General features: G+C 73.6%; 19 protein-coding genes. 6 read left to right on the top strand and 13 right to left on the bottom strand.

Features of this window, described 5'->3' with window-relative positions:
* Positions 1-70: 70 nt before the first annotated feature.
* Positions 71-412 (bottom strand): VOC family protein, encoded by a 342-nt coding sequence (locus AW271_RS21620; protein ID WP_062339224.1) that lies wholly within the window; start codon positions 410-412, stop codon positions 71-73.
* Between the two features lie 27 nt (positions 413-439).
* On the bottom strand, positions 440-1,888 hold the full coding sequence (locus AW271_RS21615) for an alpha/beta fold hydrolase (protein WP_157554471.1): 1,449 nt from the start codon (positions 1,886-1,888) through the stop codon (positions 440-442).
* A gap of 98 nt (positions 1,889-1,986) precedes the next feature.
* Here AW271_RS21615 and AW271_RS21610 point away from each other — a divergent pair, with 98 nt between their 5' ends.
* Positions 1,987-3,177, top strand: coding sequence for a sensor histidine kinase (locus AW271_RS21610; RefSeq protein ID WP_062339222.1), 1,191 nt, complete (start codon positions 1,987-1,989; stop codon positions 3,175-3,177).
* 10 nt (positions 3,178-3,187) lie between these two features.
* The gene (locus AW271_RS21605) at positions 3,188-3,832 is read left to right on the top strand and encodes a response regulator (protein WP_062339221.1); all 645 of its coding nucleotides are present in this window, start codon (positions 3,188-3,190) and stop codon (positions 3,830-3,832) included.
* On the opposite strand, the gene AW271_RS21600 is transcribed toward AW271_RS21605, so the two are convergent.
* The 3 genes from AW271_RS21600 to AW271_RS21590 are packed head-to-tail and all read right to left on the bottom strand — an operon-like array spanning position 3,823 to position 6,254.
* Complete coding sequence (locus tag AW271_RS21600) at positions 3,823-4,389, bottom strand: TetR/AcrR family transcriptional regulator (protein ID WP_062339220.1); 567 nt, start codon at positions 4,387-4,389, stop codon at positions 3,823-3,825. The two genes, AW271_RS21605 and AW271_RS21600, sit on opposite strands and share 10 nt — an antisense overlap.
* A complete protein-coding gene (locus AW271_RS21595) occupies positions 4,386-5,258 on the bottom strand; it encodes an SDR family NAD(P)-dependent oxidoreductase (RefSeq protein WP_062339219.1) in 873 nt (290 codons plus the stop codon). Before AW271_RS21595 ends, AW271_RS21600 begins: the two co-directional genes overlap by 4 nt.
* Before the next feature lie 30 nt (positions 5,259-5,288).
* On the bottom strand, positions 5,289-6,254 hold the full coding sequence (locus AW271_RS21590) for a GlxA family transcriptional regulator (RefSeq protein WP_062339218.1): 966 nt from the start codon (positions 6,252-6,254) through the stop codon (positions 5,289-5,291).
* 91 nt (positions 6,255-6,345) lie between these two features.
* Between AW271_RS21590 and AW271_RS21585 the strand changes: the two genes are divergently transcribed.
* Positions 6,346-6,984, top strand: a complete 639-nt coding sequence (locus tag AW271_RS21585) for an HD domain-containing protein (protein ID WP_062339217.1) — start codon at positions 6,346-6,348, stop codon at positions 6,982-6,984.
* A gap of 2 nt (positions 6,985-6,986) precedes the next feature.
* Here AW271_RS21585 and AW271_RS21580 read toward each other — a convergent pair whose 3' ends face one another.
* Entirely contained in the window at positions 6,987-7,337 is a 351-nt protein-coding gene (locus AW271_RS21580) for a winged helix-turn-helix transcriptional regulator (protein WP_062339216.1), read from the bottom strand.
* 149 nt (positions 7,338-7,486) lie between these two features.
* On the opposite strand from AW271_RS21580, the gene AW271_RS42900 reads away from it, so the two are divergent.
* Positions 7,487-8,023 (top strand): SDR family NAD(P)-dependent oxidoreductase, encoded by a 537-nt coding sequence (locus AW271_RS42900; protein WP_063818068.1) that lies wholly within the window; start codon positions 7,487-7,489, stop codon positions 8,021-8,023.
* A gap of 3 nt (positions 8,024-8,026) precedes the next feature.
* Here the strand turns inward: AW271_RS42900 and AW271_RS21570 are convergent, their stop codons facing one another.
* The 7 genes from AW271_RS21570 to AW271_RS21540 are packed head-to-tail and all read right to left on the bottom strand — an operon-like array spanning position 8,027 to position 12,798.
* A complete protein-coding gene (locus tag AW271_RS21570; RefSeq protein ID WP_062339214.1) occupies positions 8,027-8,698 on the bottom strand; it encodes a polysaccharide deacetylase family protein in 672 nt (223 codons plus the stop codon).
* A gap of 1 nt (position 8,699) precedes the next feature.
* Positions 8,700-8,975, bottom strand: coding sequence for a hypothetical protein (locus tag AW271_RS21565; RefSeq protein WP_062339213.1), 276 nt, complete (start codon positions 8,973-8,975; stop codon positions 8,700-8,702).
* Positions 8,972-9,802, bottom strand: coding sequence for a class II fructose-bisphosphate aldolase (locus AW271_RS21560; RefSeq protein WP_062339212.1), 831 nt, complete (start codon positions 9,800-9,802; stop codon positions 8,972-8,974). Before AW271_RS21560 ends, AW271_RS21565 begins: the two co-directional genes overlap by 4 nt.
* Positions 9,796-10,686, bottom strand: coding sequence for a 1-phosphofructokinase family hexose kinase (locus AW271_RS21555; protein ID WP_062339211.1), 891 nt, complete (start codon positions 10,684-10,686; stop codon positions 9,796-9,798). Before AW271_RS21555 ends, AW271_RS21560 begins: the two co-directional genes overlap by 7 nt.
* On the bottom strand, positions 10,683-10,970 hold the full coding sequence (locus tag AW271_RS21550; protein WP_062339210.1) for a hypothetical protein: 288 nt from the start codon (positions 10,968-10,970) through the stop codon (positions 10,683-10,685). Before AW271_RS21550 ends, AW271_RS21555 begins: the two co-directional genes overlap by 4 nt.
* 2 nt (positions 10,971-10,972) lie before the next feature.
* Entirely contained in the window at positions 10,973-11,875 is a 903-nt protein-coding gene (locus AW271_RS21545; RefSeq protein WP_083977010.1) for an SIS domain-containing protein, read from the bottom strand.
* Positions 11,872-12,798, bottom strand: a complete 927-nt coding sequence (locus tag AW271_RS21540; protein WP_062339209.1) for a carbohydrate kinase family protein — start codon at positions 12,796-12,798, stop codon at positions 11,872-11,874. Before AW271_RS21540 ends, AW271_RS21545 begins: the two co-directional genes overlap by 4 nt.
* Positions 12,799-12,949: 151 nt before the next feature.
* On the opposite strand from AW271_RS21540, the gene AW271_RS21535 reads away from it, so the two are divergent.
* A complete protein-coding gene (locus tag AW271_RS21535; protein WP_157554469.1) occupies positions 12,950-13,267 on the top strand; it encodes a hypothetical protein in 318 nt (105 codons plus the stop codon).
* Positions 13,268-13,434: 167 nt separating this feature from the next.
* Positions 13,435-14,769: an ABC transporter substrate-binding protein gene (locus tag AW271_RS21530; protein WP_157554468.1), complete on the top strand. Its 1,335-nt coding sequence runs from the start codon at positions 13,435-13,437 to the stop codon at positions 14,767-14,769.
* Positions 14,770-14,779: the final 10 nt, after the last annotated feature.

Below are 14,779 nucleotides of genomic sequence, written 5' to 3'. Positions count from 1 at the left end.
GTCCTCCTCATCCGGCGGGCCGCCTCCCGGCCCGCACCCCCATGTCGAACGGGCGGGCCGCGGATCGACGTCAGCTCTCGGCCGGACCGCCGCCGATGCCGATCTCGTTGCCGTCGGGGTCGTGGTAGGTCGCCTTGCGCACCCCGTTGCCGTAGGTCTCCCGCGTGACGGGCTCGACGCCGCGCGCGGAGATCGCCGCCACGCGGGCGTCGTAGTCGTCGACGAAGAGGGTCTGCAGGGCGTGGCCGGCACGCTCGGGGAGGTGCTCGACGTAGAGGTAGCGGTGCTCGGCGAGCTCCCACACGGCTTCGACGTCGTTGGGGAAGAAGGCCGGCGGCGCGCCCAGGAAGCGTTCGTACCACTCCAGGGCCCGCCGGTAGTCGGTGACGGGGATGCCCGCGAACAGGTCCATGCGGCCCACTCTAGGAGCGCGCCGCGCTCATTCGGCGGGGCAGACGGTGCCGGGAGGGGGCAGCGTCAGGTCGGTCAGGTAGGCGGTCGCGTGCCGGATCGGGCACCTCTTCCCCGACAGGTAGAGCGCGTGACCCGGGCCGTCGTAGGCGACGGTCACCGATCCGGGGACCCTGCCGATCAGGCTCTCCGTCCACACGTGGTCGCCCCACGTGCTGCCCGCGCCCAGGAACGGCGGCAGGCCGCGCGCCGGCAGGGGACGCGACGGGTTGGCGACGCGCAGCGGCCAGCCGGTGCAGCCCAGGGCGTCGAACGCCGCTCCCCCGAAGTTCGGCGACGTGCGCACGGCCTGCCGGCGGAACTCCGCCAGCTGGGCCCAGCCGGTGTAGCCTCGCTCGTCGCCGCAGGTCATGGCCAGCACGCCGGGGGTGGCCCAGGCGCGGGCGTTGCCCAGGACGGCGTCGGCGAAGCCGGATCCGTCCCCCTTGCGGGCCTTGCCGACCGCGTCGGCGAAGGCCGCCCACCGCGTGTTCGCCGGGCCGGGGTCGGCGGTGAAGCCGAGGCTCCGCAGGTGCCATCCGGTCAGCTCGCCCGCGCCGAAGTGGGCGGACGTCACCGGGATCGGCCTGCGGTCGGCGCTGCGGGTGAGCTCGCGCCAGACGGCTTCGACGTCCTGCCCGTGCAGCGCGCAGGCGGGGGTGGCCGCGCACCAGGCGGCGAACCGGGTGAAGGTCTCCTCCATGACCGGCAGGGTGCCCAGCGTCTGGGCGGGCCAGCCGCCGGTCTGGTCGGGCGTGCCGTCCAGGTACATCGCCCGGATGCGCGTGGGGAACAGGCGGGCGTACGCGGCGGCGGCCACCCCGCCGTAGGAGTTGGCCATGAAGCTCAGCCGCTCCTCGCCGAGGAGACGGCGGATCGTGTCCATGTCCCTGGCGACGGACAGGGAGTCCATGGTGGCGAACAGCCCGGTCGGGTCGGCCTCGCGGCAGGCGGCGAAGCCGTCGGCCATCGCGGCGGCCAGGGTCCGGTACTGCGTCCGGCCCGCCGGTTCGGACAACGTGGTCGCGGGCCGCAGGCAGGCCGGGGGCAGCCGGTCGAGCCACACGCTGGTGCGGGGGTCGTAGGCGACGAGGTCGAACCTGCGCCGCAGTTCGATGAGGTCGGCGGCGGCACGCGCCAGGTCGTCGATGCCCTTGACCCCGGGGCCGCCGGGGATGCCCAGCACGCCGCCGATCCGCCGCGCGGGCTCGGTGGCGGGTAATCGGGCCACGTCGAGCGTGATCTCCGGCCCGCCGGGGTCGGCCCAGTCGACGGGCACCCGGATCGCCGCGCACCGCGCGTCGGCCGGCAGGTCCCGGCCGGCGCAGTCACGCCAGAGCGGCTCCCGGGCCGCCGCCGGGGCCGTCACCGTCAGTGCGGCCGCCGTCAGGGCGACGAGCAGCGCGGCGTGTCGCCGCCGCCGTTTCGTTGTCATCATGGTGATCACTCTGTCGGCGCGGATCCGACGGCACCACGAGGACGTCCTCCGGACCTTTTCCGGACGTCCTCCACCGGTGTCCGTCAGGCAGGAGGGGCGTGCCGGTCACCGCGGCCCGCGAGCTCGCGTACACGCTGATCCTTCCTCTGATGGCAGGGATCGGGCTGGTCCATCTCGTCGTGGTGCTGCTGAGCGTCCTCACGACGGTCAACCTCATCGGCGTGCCGATGCTGGCCCTGAGCCTGGTGGCGGCCCGCGGCCTCGGCACGGTCAACCGCCGGCTGGCCGGTGCGCTCATCGGCGCGCGGACGACCGATCCCGCGCCCTTCCGGCCCGGCAAGGGCCTGTTCCGGTGGGTCGGCGCGGCGCTCGTCGACGCGACGGGATGGCGGGCCGTCGCCCACGCCCTGATCCGGCTGCCCGCCGCCGCCCTCGCCCTCGCCACCGCCGCCGGCCTGTGGGGAGGCGGCCTGGTCCTGCTCGTCTCCCCCGTGTGGCGGCTCGTGCCCGAAGGCTGGCCGAGCGCGGCGCTGCTCAGCCCGGCCGGTCTGGCGCTGCTGTTCCTGGCCCCCCGGGGCCTGCGCCTGGCACTGTCGCCCGAACGGCTGCTCGCCCGGACGCTGCTGGGCCCGTCCGCGAGCGAGGCGCGGATCCGCCGGCTGGAGCGGGCGCGGGCGTTCGCGGTGGACGACGCCGTCGCCCGGCTCCGCCAGGTCGAACGCGACCTGCACGACGGGACGTCCGCCCGCCTGGTGACCCTGGCCATGAGCCTGGGCCTGGCCCGGGAGGAGCTCGAACTCGGCCACCGTCCCGACCACCTCGAACGCGCCCGCGCCCTGGTCGACGGCGCGCACCGCGACGCGAAGGAGACGGTGGCCGAACTGCGCGACCTGATCCGGGGCATCCTCCCGCCCGCCCTCGACCAGGGGCTCGAGACCGCCCTGGCCACCCTCGCCGCCCGCACCCCGATCCCGGTCCGGCTGCACGCCGACCTGCCGGAGCGGCCCGACGCCTCCATCGAGGTCGTCGCCTACTTCTGCGCGACCGAGCTGCTGGCCAACGTCGTGCGGCACAGCGGCGCCCGGCACGCCGCCGTCGACGTGCGGGGCGGTGACGGCCGGCTGACTCTGGTCGTCCGCGACGAGGGCGCCGGCGGGGCGGCCTCCGGCGCCGGGTCGGGCCTGCGCGGCCTGGCCGACCGGGTCGGCGCGGTCGACGGCGCGATGGACGTCCACAGCCCTCAAGGAGGACCTACCGTGATCACCGTGACCATCCCCCTCCACCTGTGAAGGACGGCGTATGCGCATCGTGATCGCCGAGGACGCGGCGATGCTCAGAGACGGCCTGCGGATGCTGCTCGCCGCCCGGGGCCGGGACGTGGTGGCCGCCGTGGGCGACGGGGAGGCGCTCCGGGCCGCCGTGGCCGAACACCGGCCCGACGTCGCCGTGGTCGACGTGCGCATGCCGCCGACGTTCACCGACGAGGGCCTGCGGGCCGCGATCCGGATCCGCCGCGACCATCCGGGCGTGGGCGTGCTGGTGTTCTCCCAGTACGTCGAGACGCGCTACGCCGCCCGGTTGCTCGCCGACGGGGCGGACGGCGTGGGATACCTGCTGAAGGAGCGGGTCGCCGACGTCCGCGACTTCCTGTCGGCGCTCGACCGGATCGCCGCCGGGGAAACCGTCCTCGACCCGGAGGTCGTCACCCAGATCATGGGCGCCGGGCAACGCGCGGAGGCCCTGGCCGCCCTCACCGCCAGGGAACGCGACGTGCTGGCCCTGATGGCGCAGGGCCGGTCGAACACCGCCATCGCGGGCGCGCTGTTCCTGTCGTACGGGTCGGTCGAGAAGCACGTCAGCCAGATCTTCGCCAAACTCGGCCTGCCGCCGTCGGACCACGACCACCGCCGGGTCCTGGCGGTCCTGCGCCACCTTCAGGTCTGAACGCCGTCGAGCAGGGTGGCGAGGAAGCGGCGGGCGGTGTCGATCCGGTCGCCGGGGCCGCCCCCGCGCACGGCCACCGCGTGGGCCACCCCGCACATGAGCGGCACGACGTCGGCGGCGGTGAGGTCGGCGCGCACGACTCCCGCGGCGTGCGCCCGGTCGAGCAGCGCGGTGCCGGCCGTCGCGAGCGACGTCTTCAGTTCGGTGGTGCGCGGCAGGGCGTCGGCGGCCGCGGCGGCGACCGGGGGCAGGGCGGCGTCGGTGACCTGCGCCTCGACGACGCGGAACAGGAAACCCTCCAGCGCCCGCCAGGGGTCGGGCTCGGTGAGGGCCTGCTCGCCGTGCGCGACCAGGTCTTCGAGGCAGGGTGTGGCGACGGTCTCCAGCAGCGCCTCGGGGGTGGCGAAGTGGCGGTAGACCGTGGCGACCCCGACACCGGCCCGGTGGGCGACGTCGTTGAGCTGCAGGGGCACGCCCTGGTCGACCAGGTCGCGGGCGGTGGCGACGATCCGTTCCCAGTTGCGGGCGGCGTCCTTGCGCAGCGGGGTGGTCGTCATGCCACGGGCGCGTGGGTCCGGCTGAGCAGGCCGACTGCCGCCGCGACGCGGGGGTCGGTCGCGGCGCGGATCGGGGCGACCGGGCGGGCCGAGGGGCCGATGACGAGGCCGGTGTGGCCGGTGAGCGCCGGGTCGGTGGCGGCGGTGATCGACGAGCGGGCCGCGCTGGACGCCGGGCCCGAGGTGCTGCGGGCGAACGTGCGCCGGACCAGCGGCCACACCACCCGCAGGGGCGGCGAGACGATCTTCGGGTCGGTCATGGTTCCGTCGGTCATGTCGGTCGCGGCCCCTCCGGGATCGGCGGCGAAGACCGAGACGCCGGTGCCGTCGAGCCGCTTCGCCAGATCGAGAGTGTAGGCCAGGTTGGCGAGCTTGGCGCGGCCGTACCAGTGGAAGCCGTAGTAGCCGCCCGGCGGCTCGACGGCGTCGAACCGCCGCTTCGCGGCCCGGACCGCGCCGGAGGTCACGTTCACGATCCGGCTCGGCGCCCCGGCGGTGAGCGCGGGCAGCAGCAGTTCGGTCAGCAGGTAGGGCGACAGGTGGTTGACCACGAACGACGCCTCGACGCCGTCGAGGTCGGCCCGGTCGGCGAACATCGCCCCGACGTTGTTGACCAGCACCGTCAGCGGCTCCCCCGACGCGGCGACGTCGCGGGCCAGCGCGCGGACCTGGTCGAGCGAACCGAGGTCGGCCCGCCGGAACCGGGCCGGGTGAACCGGCCGGGTGGCGTCGATCAGGCCGACCGCGCGGGCGCCCCGGCCGGGGTCGCGCCCGACCACGGTGACCGCGTACCCGGCGGCGGCCAGGCCCAGGGCGGTCTCCAGGCCGATGCCACCCGTGCCGGCCGTGACCAGAGCCGTCTTCGTCATGTGCCCCTCCGTGTTCAATAAACGGATAAGTCATCCATTTATCTGAACGGTACCACCCGTCGTGGTGGCGAAGCGCTGCCGGTAGGCGGTGGGCGTGATGCCGAGGTGGCGGTCGAAGACGCGGCGCAGGGTCTCGTCGCTGCCGAGCCCGCTGTCGCGGGCCGCCGCGGTGACGCCGTGCCCGTCGAGGAGGAGCCGCTGGGCGTGTTCGAGCCGGACCCGCTCGACCCAGCGCGCCGGGGTGGTGCCCAGCTCGGTGCGGAAGAGCCGCGTCAGGTGCCGGGTGCTGACGGCCGCCGCGGCGGCCATCGCCGGCAGGCCGTGATCGCCGGCCGGGTCGGCCAGCACGGAGTCGATCAGCACCCGCAGCACGTCGTGGCGCGCGGGCGGCGCGGCCGCCGCCGAGAACTGCGACTGCCCGCCGGGCCGCCGCAGGAAGACGACCAGCTCCCGGGCGATCCGGCGGGCCGCCTCGGCCCCGTGGTCGTCTTCGACCAGGGCCAGCGTCAGGTCGATGCCCGCGCTGATGCCCGCCGAGGTGACGAACCGCCCGTCCCTGACGTGGATCGCGTCGGGCTCGACCCGCACCCGGGGATGACGGCGGGCCAGCAGGCCGGCGTGCCGCCAGTGCGTGGCGGCCCGCCGCCCGTCGAGCAGGCCGAGCTCGGCCAGCACGAACGCGCCGGTGCACACCGAGGCGACCCGGGCGGCCCCGGCGGTCACCGCGCGGGCCGTCGCGAGCAGATCGGCGTCCAGGGGCCACTCGGCCAGGAGATCACCACCCGCCACGATCGCCGTGTCGACCGGCCCGGCCTCGGCCGCCGTCACCACGCCGCTCAGCGGCAGGCCGGTCGAGGTGGTGACCTGGCCGCCGGACGCGGAGATCAGGACCAGCTCGTAGGGGTGACCGGCCAGACCGGCCTGGTGCAGGACCTCGGCGGGGCCGCTGACGTCGAGCATGGTCACCCCGTCGAACACCACGAAGCCGACCTTCATGTCTGAATCTGTGGTTCATCTGTCAGAAAGGACATGGCCCCAGTCTAGGCACACGGAGAATCCTGGAGTCGTACCGAGAAAGGAGAAGACCATGAGCGAGGCCATCGCGGGTGTGCGCATCCCCGACAGCCCTCTCGCGCGGGAGGCGACCGAGCTGGTCAGGGAGGCGGCGTCGCCACTGCTGTTCGACCATTCCCGGCGGGTGTTCCTGTGGGGATCACTACGCGGGCGCGCGGAGGGCCTGCCCTTCGACCCCGAGCTCCTGTACGTCGGCGCGATGTTCCACGACCTCGGCCTGACCGGCCGGTTCCGGCGTACCGACCAGCGGTTCGAGATCGACGGCGCCGACGAGGCGCGGCGGTTCCTCGCCGCCCACGGGATCGCCGGCGGCGAGGCCGACCTGGTGTGGACGGCCATCGCCCTGCACACCACACCGGAGATCCCGCTGCGCATGGCGCCCGAGATCGCGCTGGTCACCCGGGGGGTGGAGCTCGACGTGCTGGGCATCGGCTACCACGCCGTCTCCGACGAACAGCGCGCGGCGGTGGTGGCGGCCCATCCCCGGCCCGACTTCAAGAAGCGCATCCTGGCCGCGTTCACCGACGGGATCAAGGACCGGCCCGACACGACGTTCGGCAACGTGAAGGCCGACGTGCTGGCCCACTTCGTGCCGGGGTTCGTACGCGGCGACTTCGTCGAGGTCATCGAGAACTCGGCCTGGCCCGAATAGCGTCAGCGGGCGTCGAAGCCCGAGCGCGACTCCAGGATGCCCGCCGCGTTGTCCTCCGCCCAGCCGGCCAGCGCCCGGACCACCTGGAGCAGGCTGATCCCGCGCGGGGTCAGGGCGTAGTCGACGCGTGGGGGCTTGGTGTCGTAGACGGTCCTGGTCACCAGGCCGTCGCGCTCCAGGCCCTGCAACGTCGCGCTGAGCATACGTTTGGTGATGGGGCTGCTCATCCGGCTGAGCTCGTTGAAGCGCCGGGTGGTGTCGTCGAGCTGGCAGATGACCACCACCGACCACTTGTCGCCGATGCGTTCGAGCACGTCGCGGACCAGGGCGAGGCGGGTGTCCGGCTGCGACATGGTCCGCAGTATACGGCTGATACCAGGTTCCGATCCGGGCGGTTCTCCCGGCGATACCTGGTCATGGCGAAGTGCCTTCTTGCGGGGTTCGAAACGTGGTGCGAAGGTCTCGGTATACATCAGGAACCGTCTTTGAGCTGGGAGTCAGCGTGTCCGCACGTTTCACCGACAAAGTAGTTCTGGTCACCGGCGCCACCTCCGGCATGGGCCGCGCCACCGCCGAGCGGCTCGCCGCCGAGGGCGCGAAGGTCGTCCTGGCCGCCCGCGGCAAGGAGGCCGGCGACGCGCTGGTGGCCGGGATCCGGGCCGAGGGAGGAGAGGCCGCGTTCGTGTCCGCCGACGTGACGGTGGAGGCCGAGATGGCGGAGCTGATCCGGCAGGCGGTGAGCCGGTACGGCCGCCTCGACGGCGTGTTCAACAACGTCGGCGCCGCCACCGCCATCGGCCCGGTGACCGGCCTGGACGCCGGCGCCTGGCACGCCGAGATGGCCCTCAACCTCAGCAGCGTCTTCTACGGCCTCAAGCACCAGATCCCGGCGCTGCGGGCGGGCGGCGCGATGCATCCCGTCGGACGGGTGGGGCGGCCCGAGGAGATCGCCGCGTTCACGGCGTTCCTGCTGAGCGACGAGGCGCCCTTCATCACCGGGGCCGCCCTCGCCGTCGACGGGGGCCTGACCGCCGCCTAGGGGTCAGGCGATGCGCTGGATCATCGTGTTGCTGATCTGGTAGCGGTAGCCCGCGTCCAGCACCGCCCGGTCCTGGAAGTCGCTGGTGCCGAACGGGGTGCCGTACAGGTAGACGTTGGCGACCGCCTCCTGGCCGGTCACCTCCTGGATGCGGCGGCGCGGCTCCACCAGTTCGCGTTCCACGTCGGCGGCCGTGACGATCGCGCCGATCGGTGCATGGCTGCCGGTGTGCGGGACCACCACGTGGCGCTCGCCGAGCTCGGCCACCTCGTCCCACGTCAGGGCCAGGCGGTCGTAGGACAGTTCCTCCTCCACCAGGTCGATGTCGTGGGCGTCGGCGAAGGCGCGCTGCTCGTCGGGCGGGCAGTCGACGAACCTGGTGATGATCGGGAACCACGCGGTGAGGCCCAGGTCGTCGCAGATCGGGGCGGCGACCGTGTGGTTGTTGCGGTAGCCCTCGTAGAAGACCGGGATGAAGCCGGGCCGGTCGAGGCGCCACTCGCCGGTGGCGTAGAAGTGGTCGAGGTCGGCCACGGTGACGCTCGCGAACGCCTCGCCGTAGGCGGTGAGCTCCTCGCGGAGCTGGCCGGCGGTCGACGACGGGGTGTTGTGGTAGTTGACGACCCGCAGGTAACGGCCCTCTTCGAGGGCGGTGCGGTAGTCGGCGAAGGCCATCTCAGTCCTCGGTGGGGAAGAAGTGGACGCGGGCCACGACGGTGACCACCGACGCCAGGGCCGCGAGGTCGTCGTCGGCCGCTTCGGGGCGGACCGCCATGGCGTAGCGGCCGGTCAGGTCGGCCAGGGCCGGGCCCTCGGCGCGGTCGCCGGCCGGTCGTGCCGGGCCGCGCAGGTCCTCCAGCGCGAGGAACATCGGGATGCCCTCCCGTTCCAGGGCACGCCGCTCGTTCTCGGCGAGGATCGCCCCGGGGTCGGGGTGCGGGGTGAGGCTCATGAGAGGACTCCTTGGTGGAGGACACGCAGCAGATGGGCGACCTGCGCTCCGACGGCCGTCCGGGCGGGCCGCAGGTACGCGCGCGGGTCCACGGTCGCCGAGGTGGTCAGCACCCGCCGGACCTCGGCGGTGAACGCCTTGTTCAGGTGGGTGGCGATGTTGATTTTGCACATGCCCGCCGCGACGGCCTCGGTGAGCCCGTCGTCGGCGACGCCGGAGGAGCCGTGCAGCACCAGCGGCACCGGCACCGCCGCACGCAGTTCGGCGATCAGGCCGAAGTCGAGCGCGGCGTCGCGGGTGAGCATCGCGTGGGAGGTGCCGACGGCGACCGCGAGGGCGTGCACGCCCGTGGTGGCGACGTAGGCGGCGGCCTCGGCCGGGTCGGTGCGAACCCCGGGCGCGTGCACGCCGTCCTTGCCCCCCACCTCCCCCAGCTCGGCCTCCACGAAGACGCCGGTCCGGCGCACCACCTCGGCGGTGGCGGCCACGTTCTCCTCATAAGGCAAGGCCGACGCGTCGAACATGACCGAGCCGAAGCCCAGCTCCACGGCCCGGTCGACGAGGTCGCCCCGGGTGGCGTGGTCGAGGTGGACCGCGACCGGCACCGACGCCTCGCGGGCGACGGCCAGGCAGGCCGCGCCGATGGCGGCCAGGCCGCCGTGGTAGTCGACGGTGTTCTCGCTGACCTGGAGGATCACCGGCAGGCCGGCCTCCTCGGCCCCGGCCACGATGCCCTGGGCGTGCTCGACCTGGATCACGTTGAACGCGCCGACCCCCCGGCCGGCGGCGTAGGCGGCGGAGACGATCTCGGCGGTGGGGGTCAGCACTCTCGCTCCAGTGGTTCCATGGTGACGACGGTGAGGTTGGCCCGGTAGGCGGCGTGGTCGGCCTGCCCGGCCAGGGGTGATCTGACGGCGGCGGCCGACAGGGCGGCGGCGTGCTGGAGCGTCTCGGCCCAGTCCCACCGGGCGACCACGCCCATGGCGATGGCCGCGACGGCGGCGTCGCCCGCGCCGGTCGGGTTGCCCTCGGCGAACGGCGGCACCGCCCGCCACAGGCCGTCGGCGGTGTCGGCGTGCAGGCCGCGGGGGCCGTCGGAGACGACGGCGGCGCGGGCGCCGAGTTCGCGCAGCCGCATCGCGCCGTCGCGGACCGAGGTCGCCGCGCCGAAGGTGCGGCTCAGCTCGTCGGCGTTGGGCTTCACGACGTGGGGGCGGGCGGCCAGCGCGTGGACGAGGGCGTCGCCCTCGGCGTCCACGATCGTCGGCACGTCGCCCGCGAGCGCGGCCAGCACCGCGTAGGCGTCGCCGGGGACGCCGGGCGGCAGGCTGCCGGACATCACCACGGCGGAGGCGCGCGGCAACCACGACCGGAAGCCGGCCTGGAAGGCGGCCCACTCCCCCGCCGAGATCACCGGGCCGGGCTCGTTGAGCATGGTCACCTCGTCGGCGACGACCGCCGTGGTGCGGCGGGTCTCCCCGGCGATCGGGGTGAACGCGGCCGGCAGGCCGGCCGACGCGCCGAACCGGGCGTCGGCCAGCCCCAGCGCCGTCACCTCGTGGCCGAGCGCCAGCAGGACGCGGGCGACGTTCAGGCCCTTGCCGCCCGCGCGCACCGCCACCTCGCCGACCCGGTTGGTGGCGCCCGGCCGCAGGGAGGCCAGGCGGTAGGTGACGTCGTAGGCGGGGTTGAGCGTCACGGTGAGGATCACCCGACGACCCCCGGATCGGGCCACGAGACGAACACGTAGTCGGGGTCGACGCCCAGGTCGGCGCTGAGCAGCGCCGCCGCCCGGCCGACGGCCGCGCGCATCAGCCCGGGGTCGCGGAGCCGCCCGCGCACGACGGCCGTGACGCCGGCGCCGTCGAGGGCGGCCAGCCGTTGCGCGACGACCGCGCCGGGCGGCAGGTCCAGGGCGTCGGCGACCGTGCGGGCGAGCCGGTCGGACAGGTCGTCGGGGACGGGGGCGGCGGTGGCGTACTGGACGAACGGCACGGCTACTCCACGACGACCGAACGGGACAGGTGCTCGGGGCTGTCGCACTCCAGCCCCCGGTACCGCGCGTACGCGACGGCCAGGCGGTGCACCCGGACCAGTTCGGCCTGCGGGTCGTCGGTGGCGACGCGGAGCGTGGCGCCGGTCGCGTGCACCGCCTCGACCACATCGGCGGGCAGCGGGCCGAGCGCCCACACGAGGCTGCGCGGCGAGGCGCAGGCGATCGGGCCGTGCCGGTATTCGAGGCTCGCGTACGACTCCGTCCACAACCGGGCCGACTCGCGCAGCTTGAGGGCGGCCTCCTCGGCCAGGCCGCGCGCCCAGCCCGTGCCGAGGAAGACGACGTGGTCGAAGTCGGCCGGGTCGGCGGCGAGCGGCTCGGCCAGCGCGGCGCGGGCCAGGCCGGGCAGGCCGGACACGTCGTCGCCGATGGAGGCGCGCAGCAGGGTCAGCGCGGAGGTGGCGTAGCGGGTCTGCACGACCGAGTGCTCGTCGGCGAAGTCCATCACGATCGTCTCGTGCACGGCCTCGGTGATCGGTGAGCCGGGGGTGCCGGTGATCGCGATCGTGCGGGTGCGCCGCGACAGGTCGCGGGCGACCTTGACCAGGTCGCTGGTGGTGCCCGACCGCGACAGCAGGATGGCCGCGTCGTAGGCGTCGTCGTCGTCGAGTTCGGTGGCGATGGCGGCGCGGGTGCGGCCCTGGCCGAGCCGCTGCCGGCGGCGGGCATAGGCGTCGAGGATGTAATAGGAGGTGCCGCAGCCGACGCCGAGCACGTTCGCGCCGGCGCCGGGCAGCACGCCGGTCGCGGCGGCCAGGTCGATGGCGCGACGCCAGGTGTCCGGCTGGGACTCCACTTCGGCCTGCGTACGCCGGGCCAGCTCGGGGGCGGTCGTTGCGGTCACTTCTGGGTCTCCTGGAGATCGTGGACGGTGAGGCTGCCCGCGAGTTCGAGCGCCTCGGGGAGGGTGGGCTGCGCGGCGGTGCCGCCGAGCCCCTGGGTCGAGAGGGCGCCGCAGGCGGAGGCGACGCGCAGCGCTTCGGCGTGGGTGCCGCCGCGCAGGAGGGTGGCCAGGAACCCGGCGTCGAAGGAGTCGCCCGCGCCGGTCGTGTCGACCGGGGTGATCGCGGGGGCGTCCACGCCGAGCGCGGTGCCGTCGGGCAGATTAAGGGTGGCGCCGTCGCCGCCGCGTTTCACCACCAGCCCGCAGGTGAGCGGGCCGCCGTTGGCGCGCGCGACGTGCTCGGCCTCCTGCTCGTTGGGGAGCAGGTAGTCGAGGTGCGGCAGCAGCGCGGGCAGCCCGTGGTCGAAGGAGCGCGACGGGTCCCAGTTGGGGTCGACCGACGTCGTCCCGGCGAACTCCTTCACCAGGGCGGGCAGGCCGGCCCACAGGTCGTACTGGAGGAAGTAGGAGCTGACGTGGAGGTGCCGCGCGGCGGCGAGCGCCTCGGCGGGCACGTCGGCGGCCGACAACCGGCCGATCTCGCCCGGGAAGGTCAGCATCGCGCGGTCGCCGCGCGCCCCGAGCACCACCGTCATCCCGGTGCGGCGACCAGGTCTGCGCAGGCAGTAGCGTGTGTCGACCCCGCGCTCGGCCAGCCGGTCGAGCACGAAGTCCCCGAGCCAGTCGTCGCCGACCACCCCGGCCATGGCGACGCGGGCGCCGAGCCGGGCCGCCCCGCAGGCGGTGATCGCGCCGGAGCTGCCGAGGACGATCGTGGCGTCCTCCACGATCTCCTCGACCTGCCCGAACGTCGGCTGCACGTCGCCGCACTCGACGACGACGTCGGCGTTCAGCTCCCCTGCCACGAGGAGGTCGAAATCCATGTCAGGTCACGTCCTGGTCGTCGGAGGAACGGGGATCCTGGCTCCGGCCGTGGTCGGCCTGGCCGCCAGAGGGATGGGCGTTTCTATCGTTTCGCGCAACAAACATCGCACTTCAGACATTGGCGACATAGTGCTAGCAGACGTTACAAATGTGCCCAGTTTCGTGACGGCCCTGGGCGACCGTCGATTCGACCTGGCGCTGGCGTACCTGCCGTTCGGCGACCAGGCCGCCTGGGACGTCATCGACGCCCGCGCCGACCGGGTCGTCCAGGTGCTGACCAGCGCGTACGCCGCACCGGACGGGCCGCGGCCCCCGCTGCCCGGACGGCCGCGGCTGATCCTCGGCTGGCATCCGAGCGGCCGGTGGCACACCCCCGAAGAGGTCTCCGCCGCCGCCCTCGCGCTCATCGAGAGCGGAGACGACGCGGTGCTCGGCGTGACCCGCCCGTGGGGTGACCGCCCCGCCTGACCGTGCACGCCGCCCCCTCAAAACTCTCAAAAACGAGCAGATCTGTCATCCCAGGACCGTAGAGACGGCCGTCGTGACTGTCAAGCGACCATTTTGAGATGTATTGACGTTTTCTGCGTGAAGTTGATAGGAACTGCACACCAGGCCGGAGCCAAGGGAGGCCCCCCATGAATTTCAACCGCCGCCAATTCCTCCGAGCGGCCGGCATGACCGCCGCGGGCGCCGCCGCGATGAGCGCCCTCGCCGCCTGTGGCGGCGGTGACGCCGGCACCAGCGCCCCCGCCGCCGCCGCGAGCGCCGGCGCCGCGACCGGTGACCTGACGTTCTCCGTCTGGGGTTCGGACGCCGAGATGGCCGCCTTCAACACCATCGCCCGCGCCTTCGAGAAGGCCAACGCGGGCGTGAAGGTGAAGGTCGAGCAGCTTCCGTACGACCAGATGCGCACCACCCTCGACGCCCGGCTGCAGTCGGGCCAGGGCCCCGACCTGTTCCGCGTCACCTACAACGACATCGGCATCTACAGCTCGCAGGGCGTGCTGGCCGACCTGTCGGCGACGGTCGGCGCCGACTCAGGCCAGTTCATCGACGCCCTGTGGGCCGGCGTGCAGTACGAGGGCAAGCCCTACGGCGTCCCGCACCACACCGACACGAGCGCGATCCTCTACAACAAGGCGCACTTCGAGAAGGCCGGCATCACCGACGTGCCGACCACCCTCGACACCGCCTGGACCTGGGAGCAGTTCCTGGAGGTCGCCGAGAAACTCAACGCCGCCGGCACCGGCGCGACCGCCGCCTTCGGCGTCAACTGGCAGCAGTACGGCGCCTACCGCTGGTTCAACTGGCTCTGGCAGGCGGGCGGCAAGGCCCTGGGCCCCGACGGCAAGAGCGTCGTGTTCGACTCGCCGCAGGCCCGCCAGACCCTGGAGTTCACCAAGTCGTTCTACGACAAGGGCCTGATGCCGAAGAACATGATGGTCAAGACGGCCAACAGCCCCGACCTCGTGTTCGGCTCCGGCAAGATCTCGATGGCGTTCGTCGGCGACTTCCTGCTGCCCGACATCAACAAGACCGCCAAGGGCATCGAGATCGGCGCGACCTTCCTGCCCAAGGGTCCCGGCGGCGCCGCCTCCGACCTCGGCGGCAACGCGGTCGCGGTGACCACGCAGAGCAAGGCCCCCGAGGCCGCCGCCGCGTTCGCGAAGTTCCTCGCCGAGCCGGCCAACATGCAGTTGTTCTGCGAGCAGACGACGGTGCTCCCGGCCCGCAAGGACCTGGCCGGCGCGAAGCTGAACTACGCCGTCTCCCCCGACCTGATGCCGGTCTTCCAGCAGCAGGCCACCACCATGCCCGCCGACCTGGTCCAGTTCGTCACCCTGCCGGGCTTCTCCGGCGTGAACGACGCGCTGGTGCAGAACCTGGAGGGCTACTTCACCGGCGGCCAGTCCGCCGACGACACCGTCGGCGCGATCGGCACCGCCATCGAGAAGGCGCTGTCCGCCTGAAGGAGGCCCG

This window comes from Herbidospora sakaeratensis (assembly GCF_001570525.1).
Lineage (GTDB): Bacteria > Actinomycetota > Actinomycetes > Streptosporangiales > Streptosporangiaceae > Herbidospora > Herbidospora sakaeratensis.
The sequence above is the reverse complement of the archived record's forward strand: the minus strand, read 5'-3'. Positions and strand labels throughout refer to the sequence as shown.

What these genes read in the sequence shown, in the direction of transcription:
- AW271_RS21580 (WP_062339216.1), bottom strand. Translation starts at nt 7,337, where the DNA reads ATGTCGCAGCCGGACACCCGCCTCGCCCTGGTCCGCGACGTGCTCGAA.
- AW271_RS21570 (WP_062339214.1), bottom strand. Translation starts at nt 8,698, where the DNA reads ATGGCCTTCGCCGACTACCGCACCGCCCTCGAAGAGGGCCGTTACCTG.
- AW271_RS21615 (WP_157554471.1), bottom strand. Translation starts at nt 1,888, where the DNA reads ATGATGACAACGAAACGGCGGCGGCGACACGCCGCGCTGCTCGTCGCC.
- AW271_RS21585 (WP_062339217.1), top strand. Translation starts at nt 6,346, where the DNA reads ATGAGCGAGGCCATCGCGGGTGTGCGCATCCCCGACAGCCCTCTCGCG.
- AW271_RS21620 (WP_062339224.1), bottom strand. Translation starts at nt 412, where the DNA reads ATGGACCTGTTCGCGGGCATCCCCGTCACCGACTACCGGCGGGCCCTG.
- AW271_RS21530 (WP_157554468.1), top strand. Translation starts at nt 13,435, where the DNA reads ATGAATTTCAACCGCCGCCAATTCCTCCGAGCGGCCGGCATGACCGCC.
- AW271_RS21600 (WP_062339220.1), bottom strand. Translation starts at nt 4,389, where the DNA reads ATGACGACCACCCCGCTGCGCAAGGACGCCGCCCGCAACTGGGAACGG.
- AW271_RS21605 (WP_062339221.1), top strand. Translation starts at nt 3,188, where the DNA reads ATGCGCATCGTGATCGCCGAGGACGCGGCGATGCTCAGAGACGGCCTG.
- AW271_RS21595 (WP_062339219.1), bottom strand. Translation starts at nt 5,258, where the DNA reads ATGACGAAGACGGCTCTGGTCACGGCCGGCACGGGTGGCATCGGCCTG.
- AW271_RS21590 (WP_062339218.1), bottom strand. Translation starts at nt 6,254, where the DNA reads ATGAAGGTCGGCTTCGTGGTGTTCGACGGGGTGACCATGCTCGACGTC.
- AW271_RS21565 (WP_062339213.1), bottom strand. Translation starts at nt 8,975, where the DNA reads ATGAGCCTCACCCCGCACCCCGACCCCGGGGCGATCCTCGCCGAGAAC.
- AW271_RS21540 (WP_062339209.1), bottom strand. Translation starts at nt 12,798, where the DNA reads ATGGATTTCGACCTCCTCGTGGCAGGGGAGCTGAACGCCGACGTCGTC.